This window comes from uncultured Campylobacter sp. (assembly GCF_938039205.1).
Classification (GTDB): domain Bacteria; phylum Campylobacterota; class Campylobacteria; order Campylobacterales; family Campylobacteraceae; genus Campylobacter_A.
On sequence record NZ_CALHVM010000021.1, the window covers coordinates 1 to 22659 of the forward strand.

The 22659-nt window shown below is 45.9% G+C and carries 17 protein-coding genes; 12 read left to right on the plus strand and 5 right to left on the minus strand.

The features are described 5' to 3' along the window. Positions 1 to 373: 373 nt before the first annotated feature. Positions 374 to 736, minus strand: coding sequence for a DUF488 family protein (locus Q0394_RS02665; protein WP_298945449.1), 363 nt, complete (start codon positions 734 to 736; stop codon positions 374 to 376). A gap of 268 nt (positions 737 to 1004) precedes the next feature. Between Q0394_RS02665 and Q0394_RS02670 the strand changes: the two genes are divergently transcribed. The 11 genes from Q0394_RS02670 to Q0394_RS02720 all read left to right on the plus strand — a co-directional run bounded on the left by Q0394_RS02670 (position 1005) and on the right by Q0394_RS02720 (position 14137). Then, positions 1005 to 4415, plus strand: coding sequence for a DUF748 domain-containing protein (locus Q0394_RS02670; protein ID WP_298945450.1), 3411 nt, complete (start codon positions 1005 to 1007; stop codon positions 4413 to 4415). A gap of 282 nt (positions 4416 to 4697) precedes the next feature. Next, positions 4698 to 5387, plus strand: a complete 690-nt coding sequence (locus Q0394_RS02675) for a hypothetical protein (RefSeq protein WP_298945451.1) — start codon at positions 4698 to 4700, stop codon at positions 5385 to 5387. Positions 5388 to 5396: 9 nt separating this feature from the next. Then, on the plus strand, positions 5397 to 5957 hold the full coding sequence (locus tag Q0394_RS02680) for a YajG family lipoprotein (protein WP_004321126.1): 561 nt from the start codon (positions 5397 to 5399) through the stop codon (positions 5955 to 5957). Then, complete coding sequence (locus tag Q0394_RS02685) at positions 5957 to 6529, plus strand: ComF family protein (protein ID WP_298945452.1); 573 nt, start codon at positions 5957 to 5959, stop codon at positions 6527 to 6529. The genes Q0394_RS02680 and Q0394_RS02685 overlap by 1 nt, the downstream gene beginning before the upstream one ends. Positions 6530 to 6532: 3 nt before the next feature. Then, entirely contained in the window at positions 6533 to 7009 is a 477-nt protein-coding gene (locus Q0394_RS02690) for a hypothetical protein (protein WP_298945453.1), read from the plus strand. 183 nt (positions 7010 to 7192) lie between these two features. After that, positions 7193 to 9802, plus strand: a complete 2610-nt coding sequence (gyrA, locus tag Q0394_RS02695) for a DNA gyrase subunit A (protein WP_298945454.1) — start codon at positions 7193 to 7195, stop codon at positions 9800 to 9802. Between the two features lie 73 nt (positions 9803 to 9875). Next, the gene (locus tag Q0394_RS02700; RefSeq protein ID WP_298945455.1) at positions 9876 to 10382 is read left to right on the plus strand and encodes a lipoprotein required for motility; all 507 of its coding nucleotides are present in this window, start codon (positions 9876 to 9878) and stop codon (positions 10380 to 10382) included. Further along, positions 10358 to 10756, plus strand: a complete 399-nt coding sequence (locus tag Q0394_RS02705; RefSeq protein WP_298945457.1) for a hypothetical protein — start codon at positions 10358 to 10360, stop codon at positions 10754 to 10756. The genes Q0394_RS02700 and Q0394_RS02705 overlap by 25 nt, the downstream gene beginning before the upstream one ends. 3 nt (positions 10757 to 10759) lie before the next feature. Continuing rightward, positions 10760 to 11929 (plus strand): sigma-54 dependent transcriptional regulator, encoded by a 1170-nt coding sequence (locus Q0394_RS02710; RefSeq protein ID WP_298945458.1) that lies wholly within the window; start codon positions 10760 to 10762, stop codon positions 11927 to 11929. 322 nt (positions 11930 to 12251) lie between these two features. After that, positions 12252 to 13277, plus strand: coding sequence for an aspartate-semialdehyde dehydrogenase (locus tag Q0394_RS02715; protein WP_298945459.1), 1026 nt, complete (start codon positions 12252 to 12254; stop codon positions 13275 to 13277). 356 nt (positions 13278 to 13633) lie between these two features. Beyond that, complete coding sequence (locus tag Q0394_RS02720) at positions 13634 to 14137, plus strand: YqhA family protein (protein WP_298945460.1); 504 nt, start codon at positions 13634 to 13636, stop codon at positions 14135 to 14137. 508 nt (positions 14138 to 14645) lie between these two features. Here Q0394_RS02720 and Q0394_RS02725 read toward each other — a convergent pair. Both Q0394_RS02725 and lepA read right to left on the minus strand, forming a co-directional pair. Then, positions 14646 to 15575, minus strand: a complete 930-nt coding sequence (locus Q0394_RS02725) for a ribose-phosphate pyrophosphokinase (RefSeq protein ID WP_298945461.1) — start codon at positions 15573 to 15575, stop codon at positions 14646 to 14648. Positions 15576 to 15934: 359 nt separating this feature from the next. Continuing rightward, entirely contained in the window at positions 15935 to 17725 is a 1791-nt protein-coding gene (lepA, locus tag Q0394_RS02730) for a translation elongation factor 4 (protein WP_298945462.1), read from the minus strand. 137 nt (positions 17726 to 17862) lie between these two features. On the opposite strand from lepA, the gene Q0394_RS11945 reads away from it, so the two are divergent. Continuing rightward, the gene (locus Q0394_RS11945) at positions 17863 to 21057 is read left to right on the plus strand and encodes a restriction endonuclease subunit S (protein WP_366115582.1); all 3195 of its coding nucleotides are present in this window, start codon (positions 17863 to 17865) and stop codon (positions 21055 to 21057) included. 15 nt (positions 21058 to 21072) lie between these two features. Here Q0394_RS11945 and Q0394_RS02745 read toward each other — a convergent pair whose 3' ends face one another. Together Q0394_RS02745 and Q0394_RS02750 are read right to left on the minus strand one after the other, a co-directional pair. Next, positions 21073 to 22029: a cation diffusion facilitator family transporter gene (locus Q0394_RS02745; protein ID WP_298945463.1), complete on the minus strand. Its 957-nt coding sequence runs from the start codon at positions 22027 to 22029 to the stop codon at positions 21073 to 21075. Between the two features lie 52 nt (positions 22030 to 22081). Further along, positions 22082 to 22659 (minus strand): ABC transporter six-transmembrane domain-containing protein (locus Q0394_RS02750; RefSeq protein ID WP_298945464.1); only part of this gene is annotated, 578 nt, incomplete at its 5' end.

Here is a 22659-nt window from a genome sequence, read left to right on the forward strand (position 1 = left end):
CTACGTAAAGCTGTGCTACTTGCGCTTGTGTTACTGCCATTGAGGACTCCTTTTTTAGTTGCGGTTATAGGTTTAACGTTTTAAATGCGATTTACGAGTTTAAAAAATTAAGCCAAGCTAGGCTTAATTCGCGGGTAGATTGCGACGCCTAATCGGGTCTAGTTTTAGGATAAAATTCACTGCACCGAAATTATGATTGCTCAAATCTAAACGCAGCAAAAGATACACTTATCTTTAGGCTTTAGCGATTAAATCGCAAATCTTAATTTTAATGATATTTATAAATTTAACTAGATGCTATAAACTTAAAATCGATTTAAAAAGTTGGGGGATTATAGCGAAAAAATATGAAAAATAAAAGGTAAATTAAATTTTACTCCCTGAGTAGTTCTAAAAGTACCGCAACGTGGCTTAAATTTATATCTTTAGTCGCGGTTAATAGAGCGATTTTGCCGTGCTTTTTTTCTAGAATTTTTAGCTCGTTCAGTCCTGCCGTCGCCTCTTTATTGGCTAGTTCGGTCTTAAATTTAACTTTAAATTCCTCAAATCTAGCTTCTTTATCCTCATGAAACCAAGACCTAAGCTCGTTTGACGGAGTAACCGACTTTAGCCATAAAAACGAGCAAAATATCTCCTTTTTCACTCCGCGAGGATAGAGTCTATCGATAAATACGCCGTAAAAATCGCTATTTTCATCGCCTTTTACAAAATCGTAAATTCTGAAAGTCTGAAACATTTTTGCTCCCTGGTTTGACAAATTTGATTCCGAATTTTACAGTAAAATCGCTATTTTATCGACTAGATTTTAAATTATCTCCGTAGTTTACGGGTGCCAAGTTTTATCAAAAAGAGATCTTGCGCTGTATTTGATTTTTGTTTATTTGCATCAAATATCGGCTTTAATTTTATAAGAAACGGTGCTAATTTTTCGTATGAATACGCCAAAATAACCGCCCTTTAATCAAAATCCTAGTAAAATTCGCCAAAAAAATCGAGGTAAATTTATGCAAAAAAGTAAAAAAATCGCTCTTATTATCCTAGGCTCGCTTGCGAGCTTGCTGCTCATCTACACACTTGTTGGCTTTTTAGGCGTTCCTTACGCGCTTAAAAATACACTGCCCACAAAGCTAAAAGACATGAACGCGAGCCTTAGCGTGGCAGAGGCTAAATTTAATCCCTTTACCTTCGAGCTAAACGTCACGCGCCCCGAGCTAAACACGACCGCGCCGCTTTTTAGCGCGGAGCAAATCGACGTCAAACTTAAGCCTTTTTCGCTCTTTAAAAAGCTAGCAGAAGTCGATATCTTGCGCCTAAAAAGCCCAAGCGTAAATATCGCTAGAGATAAAAACGGCACGCTAAATTTAGCTACGTTTTTAGGCGAGTCAAACGCTACTAGCACCGAAAACAACGAAACTAGTAGCATAAATTTCGCTCTAAACAGCACAAAGATAATCGGCGGCTCGTTTGCCTACTCGGACGAGAGTTTAAAGCAGCCTTTTAGCGCCAAATTTGAGGGCATAAACTACGAAATCTCAGGCATAAATACCGAGCAAAATAGCGCGGGCAAGCACGTTTTTGACGCAAACTCCACGCTAGCGCAAAAGCTGGACTGGCAGGGCGGCATCGACCTCGCGCCGCTTCGCGTTTACGGCGAGCTTAGCCTAAAGGACTTTAACGTCCGCCCCGTCGCTCTTAGCTTCATCGATACGAAGGATCTACGCATAAATAGCGCGCTCGTAAATGCAAAAACGAGCTACGAACTAAGTGCGGACGGCGGCGTTATCAAGGCTGCTTTAAAAAACGCAGCTTTAAATTTAAAGTCGTTTGAAGCGCAACTTGATGGGCAAAATTTGAGCCTAGAGGAGCTTGATCTACCTGCCATCGAGGTAAATGCCGACGTTAGCGAAAAAAGAAGCTTTGCGGCCGATATTAGCGAGATAAAATTTAAAAACACGAGCTTTAAAGGCGAGGCGCAGGCAAATTTAAACAATCTAAATTTAAGCGGCGTCGCGCTTAAGGCCGATATAAACGAAAAGGGCGATATAAACGCCTCCGCAGCGCTCAAAGCTCTGGGCGTTAGCGGGATAAATTTGACCGAAAAAAGCGTCGGCGAGATAAAGCTAAAAGACGCAAATGCAAGTGAGCTGGATGCTAAAATAAAAGGGCAAAATATCGCAGCTGGCCTAAAAAATTTGACGCTTAACGTCGCCTCCGCCCCGGTCGGTAAAAACAGTGCGGCAAGCCTAGAAAAGCTCGTTATAAACGCGCCTAAATTTACGCTGGAAAATAATGCCAGCACTGCTTCTATCGGCGAGATAAAAGCTCAAAAAATCGTGCTAAAAACTAAAAATAAAGAGATCGCCGCCGTCGCTGAAATCGGCGTGAAGGACGCGGATTTTGATCTAGCCAAAACTGCGCTTCGCATCGAAAGCGTAAGTATAAATAAGCCTAAATTTGCAACCGATATAAAAGAAAACGGCGAGCTTAGCGCTATTAGTGAGCTTGGACTAAACGGCGAAAAAACAGCCGCTAAAAAAACAAATACAAAAAGCAAAACCGAAAGCGCGAAAAAACCTGCCAAATCTCAAAAAACGGCAGAAAAAAGCGCCGCGAAAAAAAGTAAAAAAACCGAGCAAAAAAGCGCTCAAGATGCAAAGAGCGGATTTAAATTTAGCGTCAAAAACGTCGCCGTTACGGGTGCGGATATAGGTATAACCCATATCTTTGAGGGGCAAAAGATAGCGCACAAATTTGACGGACTAAATATAAATTTGCAAAATATCAGCGAAAATTTAGCTGCACCAGTGACCGCTAAAATCGACATGAAAAGCTCGCAAAAGCTAAATTTGGCTCTTAAGGGTAAAATCACGCCAGAGCCCCTAAGTATCGAAGCCGATATAAAACTAAATGACGCAAATCTGCCTCGCTACTTCGTCTACGCTAAAAACTATCTGGACGCGAGCCTAAAAAGCGGCGAGCTAAATGCCGAACTAAACGTAAAATACGCCGCGGACGCCTCCGTAAGCGGTAAGGCAAACATCGCAAATATCGAGCTTGCGGACGGCTCTGGCGATAAGGTTTTTGCCTTTAAAAACCTCAAGCTATCTAAAATTTCGTTTGCGAAAAATTTTTTAAATTTAGAGCGAGTGACTCTGAGCGCACCGTTTTTAAAGGCGCATTTAAATAAAGAACGCGAACTAAATCTAAGCAGTCTAGTGAAAAAGAGTGAGAGCGAAAGTACGCAAAATGCGGACGTAAAACAAGCCGCCCCTAAAAACGAAAAGGCCGCAGAGGCAGCAAAACAGCAGAAAAAAGAGGGCGAGTTTGACTTCGCTATCAAGAACATCCTCGTAGAAAACGGCGATGTAGACTTCTCCGACGCGTCGCTATTTATGCCGTTTGCGACTAAGATCACCAAGCTAGAAGGCGTGCTGATGGATATCGACAGTACTCGCCCGACGATGGGTACGTTTGAGGGCGTGGTCGGCAAGAGCGGCTTTAGCAAGATCGGGCTCAAGCTACTGCCGTACGACCCGAAAAAGAGCACGGAGGTCAAATTTAGCTTTAAAGATATCGATCTAGTCGACGTGACGCCTTATAGCGGGCAGTTTTTGGGCTACAAGATAGAAAAAGGCAAGCTAAATTTGACTCTAAACTACGATGTTAAGGACTCTAAGCTAAACGGTAGCAATGTCGTAAATCTAGACACGCTAACGCTTGGCGAAAAGGTCGAGTCTAAAGACGCGGTAGATTTACCTCTATCGCTTGCTATCTCGATCTTGAGCGATCAAAACAATCAGATAAACATCGATCTGCCGGTGACGGGCGACCTAAACGACCCAGACTTTAAATACGGCGGTATCGTCTGGGAAGCGGTTAAGAAGCTATTTGCCGACATCACGCTGGCTCCGTTTAGATTTTTGGGTAATATGCTAGGGTTAAGCAGCAATGATCTAAATACTATCGACTTTATGCCAGCAAATGCCGAGCTAATCGTATCCGAGCAGGCTAAGATAGCTGATTTTATCAAGCTAACGACGGCAAAACCTAAGATGAAGCTAAGCATCACTCCGGCCTACTCGGACGTGGACGTAACGGCGCTAAAAAACGCGAAACTAAACGAAAAAATCAGTCAAACGATGGCGCAAACGGGCAAGGACTACGCAGGAGCGCTCGCATCGCTAGCTCCAAAAGAAAAAAGTACCGACGAAAAGGCGCTGAGAGAAGCTGCGTTAAAGGGTATCGAGATAAAAAAAGAGCAGCTGCTGGAACTCGCTAACGCAAGAGCTCAGGCTATCAAGGCAGCTCTAGCGCAGGCGGGACTGGCCGAGGATAGGATGACCGTCAAAAAGCCTGAAAAAACGGACGTCAAGCAGGGCGAATACTCAAGCGTGATGATGGGCGTGGCGGATTAAATTTGCGCGGTTGTGGGTGTTTATTTTATCCGCGCTCTTGTTTGTTCGCCTTGTTTGTTACAAAGGTTTTTTGGGCCTAAATTTGCAAATTTGACGCACCCAGACCCGCACCGCGAAAATGCTAAATTTGACGCTATCTCCGCTTTAAAATTTCAAAAATCAAATTTAATAAAATTTACACAAATTTCCAATTTCCTTCAAATTTTACGCAAATTTGGAAATTCATCTCAAATTTGGATAGAATTTTGCTTGCGCGATGTAAAATTTACGAAAGGATTTTTTATGAGAAATTTTATACTTTTATTTGCGGCGTTCCTTTTTACGGGATGTTTTGGGCTTTTTGAGAGCTCGCCGGAGGTCGCTCAAACTAACGAGGGCAACGCCAAAGGCTACAAAGAGGTGATGCGTATCAAAGCAGACTGCTCCTCGTGCGCTAGCGGCGGTCAAGACATCAAGATAAACGGCACGGACTACACTAGCGACGTCGCGATAAAATGCTGCATCGCTCAAAGCAGGATCGACACGAACGCGGCTATCAAAAAAGTCTATATCCACAAAATAGCCGACGAAAGAGCAGCGGATAGCGGTATAAAATTTATCTCCAAAAACGGTGCGAAAATGCTCTATCCAAAAGAGCGCCTTGAGAGGCTTTTTCATCTTTTCTTACAAGACGAGCTGTTAAATCGCGGCATCATGGTCGTGGATAGCCAAACCTCGCCTTACACCTACCGCGTGGATTTTGCATTTACCGACTACGCAGCCTCGTATAGCGAGCCGTCGCAGTATCTAAGCGCGGCGATGAAGGGCAAACTGGGCGTCAAAAACATAAACAAAACCCGCGTGCTAAACATCTCCACCAGACAAGACGTGCGCAAACTCGAGGCCGAGGACACTGAGGATTTTAATCTCTACGTCTACCTTCTCGTTAAACAAGCCGCCAACAAAGCCGCCGAAGAGATATCAAAACTATAAAGGAAAAATATGAAAAAATTAGCTTTTTACGCCATTGCCGCTGCGCTTTTTGCTGCGGTCATGAGCGGATGTTCGCAGCGCAGCTCGGTGTTAAATTTGACCCCGTATCAATCAACCTCAAACCAGATGGGCTACCAAAAAAATATCCGAATAAATAGCATCGAGGACGCTCGCGCAAACAAAAGCATCGTCGCCACGATCACGGGTAGCAACGGCAACGTCAAAGAATACGTCACGCTGCAAAACAGCATAGAGAGCTGGCTGCAAGACGGCCTTAGCACCGAGCTAAAGCGTCTGGGAGCAAATTTGAGCGACTTTGGCGATATCGTCGTGGATGTGAGGATCGTCGAGCTTAAAGCAAATCTAAGCGGCTACTCCACGGACAATCTAAAGGGCTCGGCAAAGCTTGCGATAACGGTACATAGAGGCGATCAAACCATCACCAAAAACGTCTCGCAGGAGCAGACCAAATTTGCCCCGATTCACACGAGCGGCGCGTTTAAGAGCTTTTTTGACGAGCTACTCCAAGACATCGTAAAACGCGCGGCGATCCAGATCCTAAAAAGCTGATGAGATGCGCTAACTGCGGGCATTTGAGTCTGGGCATGATCTGTCAAATTTGCAAAGATCACCTGCTCTCCTCGCCCGCAAGGACGCGCGTTTTGGACGGAGATTTTAAAATTTACAGCTTTTTTGACTACTCCGAAGTTAAAAATTTACTCCACTCAAAGCACCTATTTCACGGCTCTTTCGTCTACGGCGCACTCGCAAATTTGAGTTTTAAGATTTTTGCGCGTAAATTTAGCTTCGGCTCGCCAGTACACGCCGTGCCGATCGACGACAAAACAGCTAGCGGCTACTCGCATACGGCGATCTTGGCTCGCGCGTTAAAAAGCGCGGAAATTCGTCCGCTTTACGCCTGTTTGCACGCGGGCTCAAACGTTAGCTATCACGGCAAGGACCTCGCCTTTCGCCTAAAAAATCCGCGAAATTTTAAGCTTTTAAAAAGGCCTAAATTTCCAGTTATCTTGATAGATGATATCGTGACGACGGGCACGACGATAGACGAAGCCAGACGGACGCTGCAAAAAGCCGGCTGCGAGGTGCTTTTCGCACTCACACTTGCGGATGCGAGGTATTAAATTTTGCTAAATGTTTTACTTTTTTCGGCTTTGGCGCTCGGAGTCGCGGTCATCGCAGACGTCGCCTTTTGGCGATACAAACGCGAGAGTAAAATTTTAAATTTCTTGTTTATTTTCATTATGATTTTCGGGCATCCGTTTTATTTCTCGGTAGCATTTTTCGCCCTATTTTCAAGCGGGATTCTTTGTGGCGCAGATTACAATCTGATGGTGCTCGGAGCGGTTTTGCTAGCGGCCGCGATGACGGCACTGGGCTTTTTGAGATTTAAAATTTACGGTCTTAAAAACAAGGCCGTCAAAATGTCAAATTTTGCTAAATTTTACTTTTTTACGGCTGGTTTTATCCCGTTTTATGCAGTTTTGATCGATGGCGGCGAGATGGGAGTTGCGGCGCTCGTGCAATTACTTCCCGCGACCTGCGTTTTTGCTTTCATTTACTCTGCGATCAAATTTAAGATAATCAAGAGCTCGGGCGGGTAAATTTATCAAATTTTACGCCGTAAAAAGAAAATTTAAGGTGCAAATTTAAGCCCGCAAACAAATTAATCCAAACGCCTCGAATTCGGACGAATTTTACCAAGCCTGACGGCGACGAAGCGCATTTATTTAGCAAGTTTTTATCAAATTTAAGCTAAAATCGGCAAGTAAATTTTAAGGATAAAAATGGAAGAAAATCTACTCAATCAAAATCAAGATATCCAAGCCGTCGACATCGAAGAGTCGATAAAAACGAGCTACCTCGACTACTCGATGAGCGTCATCGTCGGTCGCGCCCTGCCTGATGTCAGAGACGGCCTAAAGCCCGTTCATAGACGTATCCTATACGCGATGAACAACCTAGGAGTCGGCAGTCGTAGCCCGTATATGAAATCCGCGCGTATTGTTGGCGAGACTATGGGTAAATATCATCCACACGGCAATCTAGCCATCTACGATGCGCTCGTGCGTATGGCCCAGAAATTTTCCATGCGCTATCCGACCGTCGACGGCCAAGGAAACTTCGGCTCCATTGACGGCGACGGCGCAGCAGCAGAGCGTTATACCGAAGCTAGGATGACTAATCTCACCGAAGAAATTTTACGCGATATCGAAAAAGACACGGTTGATTTTATCCCAAACTACGACGACAGAGAGACCGAGCCCGACGTCCTACCTAGCCGCGTGCCGAATTTGCTGCTAAACGGCTCTAGCGGTATAGCAGTCGGTATGGCGACGAATATCCCGCCGCACAGCCTTGACGAACTAATCGACGGGCTTTTGCTCGTACTTGAAAATAAAAATGCGACGCTAGAAGAGGTGATGCAGTACATAAAAGGGCCGGATTTCCCGACGGGCGGTATAATATTTGGCAAAAAAGGCATCATCGAGGCCTACCGCACGGGACGCGGCCGCGTGAAACTACGCGCCAAAACCCACATCGAAAAAAAGCCGAACAAAGACGTCATCGTCGTAGACGAGCTGCCGTATCAGACGAACAAAGCTCGCCTCATCGAGCAGATCGCCGAGCTGGTCAAAGAAAAACAGATCGAAGGCATCAGCGAAGTGCGCGACGAGTCCGATAAAGACGGCATCCGCGTCGTCATCGAGCTAAAACGCGACGCGATGAGCGACATCGTGCTAAACAATCTCTTTAAATCCACGACGATGGAGAGCACGTTTGGCGTCATAATGCTTGCGATAAACAACAAAGAGCCGAAGGTATTTAACCTAATCGAGCTTTTGAAGCTATTTTTAAATCACAGAAAAACCGTCATCATCCGCCGCACGATATTTGACCTGGAAAAAGCCAGAGCTAGAGCGCATATCTTAGAAGGCTTAAAAATCGCGCTGGATAACATCGACGAGGTGATCGAGCTCATCAAAAATAGCGCCGACACGCCGAGCGCTCGCGAGGGACTAGTGGCAAAATTCGGCCTTAGCGAGCTACAAGCAAACGCCATCCTAGATATGAGGCTAAGCAAGCTAACGGGTCTTGAGCGCGAAAAACTAGAGGCCGAGCTAGCCGAGCTGATGGCTGAGATCGCGCGCCTTGATGAAATTTTAAAGAGCGAAACCTTGCTAGAAAAACTAATCAAAGACGAGCTACTTGAGATAAAAAATAAATTTAAAGTACCGCGCATCACCGAGATCGTGGACGACTACGACGATATCGACATCGAAGACCTCATCCCTAACGAAAATATGGTCGTAACCATCACGCACCGAGGCTACATCAAGCGCGTGCCAAGCAAGCAGTACGAGAAGCAAAAACGCGGCGGCAAGGGCAAGGTCGCGGTAACTACATACGACGACGACTTCATCGAGAGCTTCTTTACGAGCAACACTCACGATACGCTGATGTTCGTGACAGACCGCGGACAGCTCTACTGGCTCAAAGTCTATAAGATCCCCGAAGGAAGCCGCACGGCAAAAGGCAAAGCGGTAGTAAATCTCATCCAACTACAGCCCGACGAAAAGATCAAGGCGATCATCCCGACGAATGATTTTGCCCAGAGTAAATCGCTCGCGTTTTTCACTAAAAACGGTATAGTAAAACGCACAAATTTGAGCGAATTTAAAAACATCCGCTCTATCGGCGTGCGCGCTATCAGCCTAGACGAGAACGACGAGCTAGTAACGGCTCTAATAGTAGAAGGCGAAGAAGAGCCGATAAATCTAATCGACGAGCTTGGCGTAGAGACCGAGATAAACGAGATAGAGGCGATAGAAGCTCAGATCGACGAAGAAAATAGCGAGGAAAACGACGAGAACGCGGCCGAAGGAAGCGACGATAGCGAAAAGATGCTATTTATCGTAACCAAAAAGGGAATGTGCCTCAAATTTAAACTCGGCAAAGTCCGCCAGATGGGCAGAACGGCTCGCGGCGTGACGGGTATTAAATTTAAAGAAGCAGGCGACGAGGTCGTAGGCGCAGCCGTCATCGAAAGCAACGAGCAAGAAGTGCTAAGCATATCTCAAAAAGGTATCGGCAAGCGCACGACCGCAGACGAATACCGCCTAACAAATCGCGGCGGCAAGGGCGTAATCTGCATGAAGCTAACTAATCGTACCGGCGATCTGATCGGCGTCGTAATGGTCGATGACGAACAAGATCTGATGGCTCTAACCTCAAGCGGCAAGATGATACGCGTCGATATGCAAAGCATCCGCAAAGCAGGCCGAAACACCAGCGGCGTCATCGTAGTAAACGTAGACGGCGACGACGTGGTTAGCATCGCTAAATGCCCTAAAGCCGAGGAAGACGGCGAAGATACGCTAGAAAATTTAGAATGAATTTAGTACTTTTGGAATACAATTTGCTAGTAAATTTACAAACAAAAAAACAACTAAATTTAAAGGTTCAAGAATGAAAAAAATTACATTCGCGGTTTTGGGCGCGGTAGCCTTTTTGACGAGCGGTTGCTCTTTTAATAACCCTTTTGCCTCCGACGACGCAACATCGGCAAAGCAAGACATCGTCATCCAAAAGGTCGATAAAGAAGACATCAGAAGCGTGATGAAACAAGAAAAGATGATATACGATATCGAACCGGCCGATGCGGTATTTGGCGCCGTGGGCGAGGGTATCGCTCCGACCAACACCGTCTCTCACGCCCAGTCTCTAGCACTAGCTAAACGCGCGGCCATCGCGGATGCGCACAGACAGCTAGCCGAGAAACTCTACGGAGTCAAGATAAACTCCAAAGATACGGTTAGAGACGCGATGCTTAGAGACTCGACCATCACGGCTCAAGTAGCAGGCCTCATTAAAAATGCTTCCATCGTCGAGCACGACTTTAAAGACGGGCTATATCGCGTCAGAATGGAAATGAAAATAGACCAAAGCAAGTGGCAAGAAATTTTTGCTTACTGATTGCCGCTGCGGCGCTTCTTTACGGCTCGGAGGAGTTTATCCTCTGGGCCAAAATCTCTACTAAAAATCACACCGTAGTTTACGACGATATCGCGCTTTCAAAGGCTATGGTTCTAAGCGAGCTAGAGTATGAGTATCTATGCGAAATAAACGCCTCCAAGCAGCCCGCGCAAAGCTCGATGGAGTTTTTAAATCTACATAAAAACGAGCTTTTCGAGTGCTTTTTGCCATACAAATTTAAGGTCGAAGACCGCTTCATTCAACGCAACAAAAATATGAACTCCGCAACCGACCTCACGCTGTTTCCCGTGCGTTTTACGGTAAAATTTAAGCCCTCTTCGGCTATCATAAGCGTATTTAAAAACAAAGAGTAAAAGATGAACATCGTAATAGTAGAAGATGACATAAACATGCGCAAGTCCCTAGAGATCGCGCTTGGCGAATACGAAGATCTAAAAATCAAAAGCTATAAAAGCGCCGTCGAGGCGCTTAAGAAAATGGGCGAGGACGTCGATCTCATCATCACCGATATCAACATGCCTCAGATGGACGGACTGGAGTTCATCAAGCGCCTGGAGGGCAAATTTGACGTCATCATAATGACTGGCAACGCAACGCTAAACAAAGCCATCGAGAGCGTGCGCCTTGGCGTCAAGGATTTTCTAACAAAGCCATTTGACGCGCAAACGCTGTATGAGGCGATAAAAAGGGTCGAAATTTTACGCCGCAAACTGCCAGCTGCGAGCTTAAAAGCCGTACAAGGTGGGTCAAATTTACAGGCTGATTCGACCGATTTTGTCGCTAGCTCACCCGCGCTTGCCAATGCACTAAATTTAGCCTCTCGAGTCGCAAAAACGGACGCTTCGGCGATGCTAATGGGCGAAAGCGGCGTAGGCAAGGAGCTATTTGCTAAATTTATCCACAAAAACTCGCCGCGCAAGGACGGCCCGTTTATCGCGATAAACATGGCCGCGATCCCAGAAAATTTGATAGAAAGCGAGCTTTTCGGCTTTGAAAAGGGCGCATTTACCGACGCCTCAGCCATGAAAAAGGGACAGTTTGAGCTAGCAAGCGGCGGTACGCTGTTTTTAGACGAGATCGGCGAGATGCCGCTAAATCTACAGCCAAAACTCCTGCGCGCGATCCAAGAGCGCGAAATTACGCGCCTTGGCGCCACAAAGAGCGTCAAAATCGACGTTCGTATCGTATCCGCGACGAACGCGAATCTGCCCGCGATGATTAGCGAGGGTAAATTTAGAGAGGATCTGTTTTACCGCCTAAACACCGTGCCAGTCGCCATCCCGCCGCTAAGAGAGCGCAAAGAGGAGATCTTGCCTATCGCCGAGCGATTTTTAAAGCAAAGCTGCGAAGAGTTTAGCCTCGGCGCAAAAAGCTTTTCCGAAGCGGCTGTAAAGGAGCTAGAAAACTACGATTTCCCGGGCAATATCCGCGAACTTATCTCCGTCGTACAACGAGCAGCGATTCTTAGCGAAGGCGAGGAAATACAACCGGGCGACCTTTTTTTGCAGGCTCGCAGCAGAAAATAGCTTAAATTTAAGCTTTACGCGAGTAAAATAAGCAGGATTTTAGTTTAAATTTAGCCGGCCGAGACGGCGACGCTGAAAATGCGACGTACGACTCGTCAAATTTGGGCGGTAAATTTGAATCTGAAAGAAGTTAAATTTAACCGCAAATTCGAGTTAAATTTAATGGGCAAGAGCGGTTGCGATTAGCTTTATGTCAAAACCTAAATTTAGTCCGTGAAGTCCGATAAATCTTTAACGTTGTGTCAAGCCAAATAGGCTTGTCGCAGGGCGGCTTTGCTGACCGAGAAGTTAAAAGAAAGCCAAAAATAAAAAGGAGCCAAAAATGAGAAAATTTAACGTTGCCGTCGTAGGTGCAACCGGCGCAGTCGGAGAGGAGCTTTTCCGCGTTATGGAGGAGGTGGATTTCCCGGTGGGCGAGCTACTACCGCTAGCAAGCGCGAAAAGTGCGGGCACCCAAATAGAGTTTAAAGGCAAAAATCACAAAGTTGTGGAGCTCACCGAAACCATTTTTGATGAGCACGAGATCGACATAGCATTTTTTAGCGCGGGTGGATCTGTGTCCGAAAAATACGCTAAATTTGCAGCCGCCAGCGGCGCCGTAGTGATCGACAACACCAGCCATTTTAGGATGGACGCGGACGTGCCGCTAGTCGTACCCGAGTGCAACCCGCAGGACATCGCGCAGTGGAAAACCCGCGGCATCATCGCCAACCCAAACTGCTCGACCATCCAAATGGTGCAAATTTTAAAACCGCTAGACGATGCGTACGGCATCAACCGCGTGGACGTCTCGACCTATCAGGCGGCTTCGGGCGCGGGCAAAGAGGGCATGGAGGAGCTAGTCATGCAGCTACAAAAGTTTTTCGAGTTTAAGCTCGACGAGTGCGAGCCGAAGGTCTTCGCGCATCAGCTAGCCTTTAACGTCATCCCGCACATCGACGTATTTTTAGACAACGACTACACTAAAGAGGAGATGAAAATGGTCAATGAGACCCAAAAAATCCTCCACAAAAATATGGAAGTGAGCGCAACATGCGTGCGCGTGCCGGTGCTTCGCAGCCACTCCGAGGCCATTACGATTCACTTTGATAGAGACGTGGACGCCGCAGCTGCGCGCGAAATCCTGCGCAAGGCGCCTAGCATCGTGGTCGTAGATGAGCCCACCGCGAAAAAATACCCGATGCCAAGCATCTCAAGCGACACCAACGAGACCTACGTCGGACGCATCCGCACGGACAACTACCGCAAAAACATCCTGCATCTATGGTGCAGTGCCGACCAGATCCGCGTGGGAGCGGCGACCAATGCCGTAAGAATCGCGCAAAAATGGATAGAGATGCAGGAGTAGCCTGCCCGCATTTTTTAATTTTGCCGAATTTACGCTTTGGTTTGGCGTAGATTCGGCAAAATTTTACTCGCTTTAAATTTTCTAGCTTTGTGTTTAAATTTGACGCATAAATTTATCCGTATCTTTACAGTGCAAACTTTAGAGTTAAATTTGTAAAGTCAAATTTGACGAACTCAAATTTGACTCAATTCACCAAACCGAGTAACACTCGCAAAAACTGTTTTATAAAACACCACAAAACTCAAATTTAACTCGCTCAACAACCACCCAAGCCGCACGCGCCGACTCAAATCCACGTCCTAGCTTTAAGGAAAATATTATAAAATACGCGTTTTATTTTTAAACAAAGGAAATTAATGCGTAAAGCTTTTGAAAAAATCCTGCTCTTTAGCAACAACTTCACGCTGCTTCCCGTGGTCTTTGGCTTGCTTGGCGCAATCGTACTTTTCGTTATCGCCAGCTACGACGTAGGCAAGGTTCTCGTCGCCGTTTATCACTACTTTTTCGGCGATTTTCACCCCGAAAACTTCCACTCCGACGTCGTCGGTGAGATCGTTGGAGCGATCGACCTTTATCTCATGGCACTCGTGCTTTACATCTTTAGCTTCGGTATTTATGAACTGTTTATCTCCGAGATCGAGGAGCTTAAGAAGTCCAAGCAGAGCAAAGTCCTCGAGGTGCACTCGCTCGACGAGCTCAAGGATAAACTGGGCAAAGTTATCATCATGGTGCTTATCGTTAACTTTTTCCAGCGCATTTTACACGCAAATTTCACCACTCCGCTTGAGATGACCTATCTCGCGGCCTCGATTTTGGCGCTTTGTTTGGGACTTTATTTCCTGCACAAAGGCGAACACTGAGGCCTTTTGCGAGCCTGGCTTCGGGCTCGCTTTTTAAATTTCGATTCAAATTTTACCGCCGTGCCGCATGTGAATAACTCTTGGATTTTACCTTTTTGCATTAAGTTTCATTCCAAAATTTCCTAAAATTTAAAGCTATATAAATTTAAGTTCTATTTTAGCGACAAATGCCGATTTTATGGGCTTTTGGGGTTAAATTTAAGATTACAAAATTAGCCGGAATAATATAAATTATTTCATTTTTCACTCCGTGAAAAAAACGTGAAAAGTTACGTTTAATTTCGGTCTTTTTTGAGCAAATTTGACGCGATCAAATTTGAGCGGCACGACCCGCATCTTTACGGGATGAATCGCTTAAATATAAATTGATTTAAGGTTGAGAGTCTTAAATAAAGAGTTAAATTTGACGCTTAAAGATAGGTATAAATTTAAAAACGGCGCAGACTAGTCGCATACGCCGTCAAGGGGTAAAATTAATCAAAACCAGCGACCAAAGCGCCGCCTAAAATCAATCAAATAGCGAATTTACGCTTTCGTTGTGATACACGCGTCTGATCACTTCGCCAAAAATCGGAGCAACGCTGAGAACTTTTATCTTTTCGTTTTCCTCGCGAAGCGGTATCGTGTCGGTTACTACCAGCTCGTCTAGCGCGCCATCTGCGAGGTTTTCGTAAGCTTTGCCCGAGAGCACCGCATGCGTGCAGCACGCCATCACCGAGGTTGCGCCGCGCTCTTTAAAGACTTTAGCTGCCTTTACTATCGTGCCACCCGTGTCGATCATGTCATCGACCAGGATCACGTCCTTGCCCGCCACGTCGCCGATCACGTTCATTACTTCGCTCTCGTTGGCTTTTTCGCGGCGTTTATCGACGATGACGATGTCGAGATTTAGGGCTTTTGCGACGCTTCTAGCGCGCGCGACGCCGCCGATATCGGGGCTAGCGATGATAGGATTTTTGAGATTTTTGTTTTTGATATGGTCGTTAAAGATGATCGAACCGTAGAGGTTATCGACCGGGATGTCGAAAAAGCCCTGAATTTGGCCCGCATGAAGGTCGATCGTGACGACGCGGTCGATGCCCGCCGTTTGCATCATGTTTGCCACGAGTTTTGCCGTGATAGGCACGCGAGGAGCAGCCTTGCGGTCTTGGCGCGCGTAGCCGAAATACGGCACCACCGCCGTTATCGAGCTAGCCGAGCTACGCTTAAGCGCGTCGGTTAGGATCAAAAGCTCCATCAAATTTACGTTTGCGGGCGCGCACGTAGGCTGGACGATAAAAATATCCTTACCGCGTACGCTCTCGCCAATCTGCACACTGATCTCGCCGTCGCTAAAGCGCTTGATCGTGGCTTCGCTAAGCGGAAGCGATAAATAGTGCGAAATTTTCTTTGAAAACGCCGGATTTGCGGTACCCGAAAAGATTTTGTAACCTCTCATAACGATTAACCTTTATAAAATTTTTATCTAATTTTACCGAACTAAAACTTAAATTCGTAGATTTTTGCGGATAAATTTTATCTTTTGTAGGCTCAAATTTGAGCTTTTGACGCGCTAGTTCGGGCTGCCGGCGAACTAATCTTTTTAAAAGTTATACGATGCCGACTGTTTTAATAGAGCTATTTTTGAGACAAATTTTACCTCTAGCTTTAAAATATCGCGAATTTATCTCACGTAAAATTTGACCGAGCCAAATTTAGCATTTTCGCGGTGCGGGTCTCGGCCAGTAAAATTTGCAAATTTGACCGCGAGATAATAAAAGCAACCGCGAGCGCAGCAAAAACACTCTCAAAACGCCGCTAGTCTATTTTTAAAACGCTTAAAAATGCCTCTTGCGGCAAATTTACCTTGCCGATAGCTTTCATGCGCTTTTTACCCTCTTTTTGCTTCTCAAGTAGCTTGCGCTTACGCGTTATGTCGCCGCCGTAGCACTTGGCGGTTACGTTTTTGCCCATCGATTTTACCGTTTCGCGCGCGATGACTTTGTTGCCGATGCTGGCTTGAATAGCCACCTCAAAGAGCTGGCGCGGCACGATCTCTTTCATGGCTTTTACGAAGTCGCGCCCCTTGGACTGGGCTTTACTTTCGGGCACGATGATAGAGAGCGCGTCCACGGTCTCGCCCGCGACCTTGATATCAAGCTTCACCAGATCGCCCACGCGGTAGTCGCTAGGCTCATAATCAAAGCTCGCATAGCCTTTGGTACTCGATTTTAGCTTGTCGTAAAAGTCCATCACGATCTCGTTCATCGGGATGTCGTACTCGAGTAGCACGCGCTCGGGCGTGATGTAGTCCATCTTGGTCTGCACGGCGCGGCGGTTGTTTAGCAGCGTGATGATGTTGCCCAAAAACTCGCTAGGCGTGATGATCGTGGCTTTGACGTAGGGCTCTTTGATATGCTCGATTTTATTGACCGGCGGGAGCTGGCTAGGGTTTTGGATACGTAAAATTTGACCGTCGGTTTGTACGACTTCGTAGGTGACGGTCGGAGCCGTGGCGATGAGATCGAGGTCAAATTCGCGCTCCAAACGCTCCTTGATAACCTCCATATGCAGCAGTCCCAAAAATCCGACGCGAAAGCCAAACCCAAGCGCGACCGAGGTTTCCGGCTCGTAGCTAATGGAGCTGTCGTTTAGCTTTAGTTTATCAAGTGCGTCGCGCAGGTCTTCAAATTTATCCGTTTCGATCGGGTAAAGCCCCGCAAATACGAACGGTTTAGCCCGCTCAAAGCCGCCGACGGGCTCTTTAACGGGATTACGAGCCAGCGTGATCGTGTCGCCCACCTGAACATCGCTCACGTTTTTTAGCCCGAGCACCACGATGCCGACCTCACCCGCGCTCAAATTTGCCGTTTTTATCGGCGCGATCGGGTTTGGATACATGAGGTCTAGTACGATGTGTTTTTTGCCCGTACCCATGACTAGGATTTCGTCGTTTTTCTTTAGCTCGCCGTCATATACGCGGACGAGTGCTAGCGCGCCTAGATAGTTGTCAAACCAGCTGTCATAGATGAGCGTTTTTAGCGGCCTAGCCGCCTCGCCGCCCGGAGCCGGAATACGCGTGATGATGGCTTCCAGTAACTCTTTGATGCCGATGCCGCTTTTGGCGCTAACCTCGACGGCGCCGCTACAGTCAAGCCCTATGACGTGCTCGATCTCGTTTTTTACGCGCTCCGGGTCTGCTGCCGGGAGGTCGATTTTATTTATGACGGGGATGATTTCTAGGTTGTTTTCTAACGCGATATATACGTTTGCGATGGTTTGCGCCTCTACGCCCTGACTAGCATCCACGACAAGCAGCGCGCCCTCGCAGCTAGCTAGAGAGCGGCTCACCTCATAGCTAAAATCCACGTGGCCCGGAGTGTCGATCAAATTTAGGACGAAATTTTGCCCGCCTAGCGCGTAGTTTAGGCGCACGGACTGAGCCTTGATCGTGATGCCGCGCTCTTTTTCGATATCCATCGTGTCCATGATTTGACTGCTCATCTCGCGGTCGCTGACGGCGCCACACTCCTGGATGAGGCGGTCTGCGAGCGTTGATTTGCCGTGGTCGATATGAGCGATAATGCTAAAATTTCTGATGTTTTTCATTTAAATTTTACTTCTTGATTAAATTTTTAGTTTTTTATTTTGCCTAAAATTGATTTAAAGTCTGCATAATTTTATTTTAAACATTAAGTAAAAAATCGCTAAAATGGTAAATTTTAAAACCAAACAAAAGGCGCAAAATGGCAAGCATTCGAAGCGTAGAACCGAACGTAGCAGACGCAATAAATTCACAACTGAAATCATATAAGCTTGATTATAAATTAGAGCAAGAGTTATTAAATAGTGAGATAGACAATGCTTTGCAAGAGTATTTTACTAAAAGCGGCGGTAAGGGCGGCAATCGTCCTGATGCTAAATTGCTTTTGCAAGACGGTGGCTTAAATTTTTATCCCGTATTGATTGAATACAAAGGCTATGAAGATAAGTTAGAAAAGCTAGACGCCGAAGGCAATATAGAAAATCGCACTGCCAAAAATGAGCCAAATTTTAAAAACATTAAAGATTACGCGGTTAACGGTGCGGTGCATTACGCCAACGCCTTGCTTCATCATACGAGCTACACCGACATCATCGCTATCGGAGTCACTGGACACAAAGACGGCAAGGATAAATTGCAAACGAAAATCGGCGTTTATTACGTTTCAAAGTCGAATTTGGGCATCGGGCGCAAAGTGGGCGAATTTAGCGATTTATCGTTTTTAAAGAAGGTAAATTTCGATGAATTTACGAATAAACTCAAAAATTTAAATTTAACTCCCGACGAACTGGAAAAAATCAAGCAAAAACGAGAGCGAGAGATAGACGCGAGCCTAGTAAAGCTAAACAACGACATTTATAGCAGCGAAAAAGGGCTCGGTGAAAACGATAGAGTTTATCTCGTTGCAGCTTCTATCATCGCCACTTTGGGTATTCCCGGAAAAGTAGCTCCGCTAGAAAAATCTGAGCTAAAATCTTCAAGCGAAAAAGGTAGCACCGACGGCGAAATTTTAATGCGAAAGATAGAGGCGTTTTTAAATGAGAAAAATTTGCCCGTAGAAAAGAAAGACCTCATAATACGCACCCTTTCAAACACGATACTAACCGATAACATAAATAAAATTTCAAACGGCGAGACTCAACTAAAACGCGTTTTTTCAAAAATAGTCGATGATTTGGGGATTTATTACAAAATCGGACTAACTACCGATTTTACGGGCAAGCTTTTTAATGAGATGTATTCTTGGCTGGGCTTTACGCAGGATAAACTAAACGACGTAGTGCTTACGCCATCATACGTCGCCACGCTTTTGGCTAAACTTGCCCGCGTGAATAAAGACAGCTACGTTTGGGACTTTGCGACCGGTTCAGCGGGGCTTTTGGTTGCAGCGATGAACGAAATGCTAAAAGACGCTAAAAATAGTATAGGCTCTCCCGACGAGCTAGCTAAAAAAGAGGCTCATATCAAAGCATACCAACTTTTGGGCTTGGAGTTGTTATCAAGTGTCTATATGCTCGCGGTTTTAAATATGATAATGATGGGCGACGGAAGCTCTAATATCCTAAATAAAGATAGTTTGACCGACTTCGAGGGCGTTTATGGCTTCGGTAAAGACTATGAAAAATTTCCCGCAAACGCTTTCGTGTTAAATCCTCCGTATTCGGCGGAGGGTAACGGCATGATATTTGTAGAAGCCGCACTCAAAACGATGAATACGGGCTATGCGGCGATAATTATTCAAAATTCCGCCGGTAGCGGCAAGGCAAAAGAGATAAATAAAAGGATTTTAGCTCGCAATACCTTAATCGCAAGCATAAAAATGCCGATCGATCTTTTCGTCGGCAAATCAAGCGTGCAGACGAACGTCTACGTCTTTAAAGTCGGCGAAAAGCACGAAAAAGACGAAATAGTAAAATTTATAGACTTTTCAAACGATGGCTATACGCGCTCAAACCGCAAAAAAGCTAGTAATAATCTAAGGGATACGGATAGGGCCAAAGAGCGTTACGAGGAGCTTGTAAATTTGGTTCGTTTCGGCGCAAGCAAACTTGAAATTTTCACGCAAAACGAATATTACGAAGCGACGATTGATCCGAGCAATGGTGCCGACTGGAATAAATCTCGCCCAGTAGATACTATGCCTACTCTAGCCGACTTTAAAAAGACGGTGAGCGATTATCTGAGTTGGGAAGTATCGCAAATTTTAAAAAAGGATAGTCCCAAGCAAAGCTTAATTAGCGAAAGGATTGCAAATTTAGAGCGAGAATTTAAAGCGAGTGGCGCGAAATTCGGGGAATTTCGGATAGGGGATTTGTTTTGCATTCAAACGCCAAAACGCAAATTTGATGCAAATAAAATTCAGTTTGGCGGACAATATCCCTATGTGGCTCGTGGAGATAAAAATAATGGAATTCGTGGCTATATAAATGAAAGTACACAGTATTTAAATGATGAAAATACGATTAGTTTCGGTCAAGATACGGCTACAATGTTTTTTCAAAGAGATAAGTATTTTACCGGCGATAAGATTAAAATTTTCAAGCCTATAAATTTTTGTTTAAATAGTCGCTTGGCAAATTATATTATTGCTTCAATGAGGCGTGGATTTTCAAATTTTGCTTGGGGGAGCAGTTCTTTTAATGTGGGAATTTTAAAAGAGGTAAAAATCATTTTGCCGACGCTAGGCGGCGAGATAAATTTTTCCTTTATGGAAAAATTTATCGAAGAGCTCGAGCGCGAACGCGTCGAAGAGCTCGACGCGTATCTTGCGGCAACTGGGCTTAAAGATTATAAGCTAACCGAGAAAGAAGAGGATGCTTTGGCTAAATTTGACGAATTTAGCAAATGGGGGGGGATAGCGGAAGGATTTGAAAATAAAAAGGCTGGTAATTTATTTTCGGTTACTTCAAATCGTCAGCTAAATAAAGATAGCTTTAGATTTTTAGATAATGGCGAGTATCCATACTTTACTAGAACTGTTTTAAACAACGGCATAGCTGGATATGTTGATTATTTGGACGATGAACACAAAATCAAAGGGCATTCAATAGCTGTAGGCATGCTTGGAATGCAATTTTTTTATATGGATAAGGATTTTTATGCTGGGCAATTTACTAAAACTCTTTATCCAAAATTTAGTGTATTTTCGCAGAGAATTGCGCAGTATTTTATTGTTTTGTTGAATAAAAACCAAAAGATTTATCAAGGTGGATTGGTTAGGGATTTTGAAAATTTGTTTAATAAAACCACCTTATTGCTTCCTATAAAAGATGGCGAAATATACTACGAATTTATGGAAAATTTCATAAAAGCTATCGAAAAGCTAGTCATAAAAGACGTTGTGCTGTGGGCGGATAAAAAGATAGAAGCGACCAAAAAGGTCGTTGCTAAAATTTAGCCGCATTCGTTAATTTTAATGATTATGCCCTAAATGCCCGCCCGTATCGTTTGACCTTACTTCGCAGATTAGCTCGTCAGCGCATTCGTTGTCGCTGCTCTCAAGCTGCAGCGTCGTGTGCGTGATGCCCAGATGCTCCATTTCGTGCGATATTTCGGCCACGATCCGCTCCGCTTCGCGTATGCTTAGCTCGCCGCTAACCACCACGTGAGCTATGAGCGCGTTTGCGCCGCTCGTGATACTCCAGACGTGCAGGTCATGCACCGAAAGCACGCCGTCCACACCCCTGATTTGCGCGACGAGTCCGTCCAGGCACACGCCTTTTGGCGAGCCTTCCATCAGGATGTTTAGGCTCTCTTTTAGCACGCCCCAGCCGCTTTTTACGATGAGCGCGGCCACGAGCAGGCTAGCAGCCGCGTCCGCCCAGCCCCAGCCAAAGCACATCATCGCCAAAGCCGCCGCGATAGCGCCCACCGAGCCCGCAGCGTCGCCAAGTACGTGTAGGTAGGCGCCGCGCATATTGACGTTTTCTCTCACGTCGCCGCCGCGTAGCATGTATAGCGCCACGACGATGTTGATGGCGAGCCCCAGCGTGCTGATGGCGAGCATACCCGTGGTGGCTACTTCTGGCGGGTTTTGTAGGCGTCGCGTCGCTTCGATAACGATAAAAACGGCGATGACGATGAGCGTGACGGCGTTTATCGTCGCGGCTAAAATTTCGATCCGCCTGTAGCCGAAAGTCTTTTGCAGATTGCCTTTACGTTCGCCGAATTTAAATGCAAGCAGCGAAAGTCCGAGCGCAGCTGCGTCTGAGAGCATGTGTCCGGCATCTGAGAGCAGGGCGAGCGAGTTTGTCGCGAAGCCGCCCGCGACCTCGATCAGCATATAACCGAATATTATAAGGAAAGAATTTCTCAAAACAACCTTGTTTGACGTGTGCGAATGCGCGCAGTGGGCGTGATTTTCGTGCATTTTGACCTCGCTTTTGGGCAAATTTTAGTTAAATTATACCTCAAAAAAGCGCTTAAATTTTATCTATATCGCCTTCTAGTCCGGCATCTACGCGCTTGCCGATATCTTTTAGTTTGCTAAACTCCTCTATTAGCCTCGGTGCGTCATCAAGGCTGATCGCAAACGTCCAAAGATAGGTGAGCACCGAGTAGATGTGGCCCGCGTTCGCCTGCTTGTGCGATAGCATAAATATCGCCAAGCTAAAAATCGCCGCCGCACTCGCACCGATGATGAAAAAGCTCATCGCCTCTCTGTTTGAGATGCGGATACGAAGCTTTGAAAGTACGTCGTAGTGGCGCTTTAGCGTGCGCTCATCGCCTGCGCTTATGCGTCCGGTTTCGCGCTCTAGCTGGTTGTTTAGCTTTAGATACAAGCGGTCGTTTTTGGCGATATATTTGGGTAGCAAAACTCCAAAAACCGCGAGCAGGGCAAAAACAGCCAAACCCACGTAGAACTCGATAAATAAAAGCATGATCGCCGAACCGAAAATCGAGACAACCGAGGTGAAAAACATGGGAAAATGCTGCTCGAAAAAATCCACGAATTCGCGAGATAAATTTGCTCTTGCGATTACGGCGCTTTCGTCTTTTG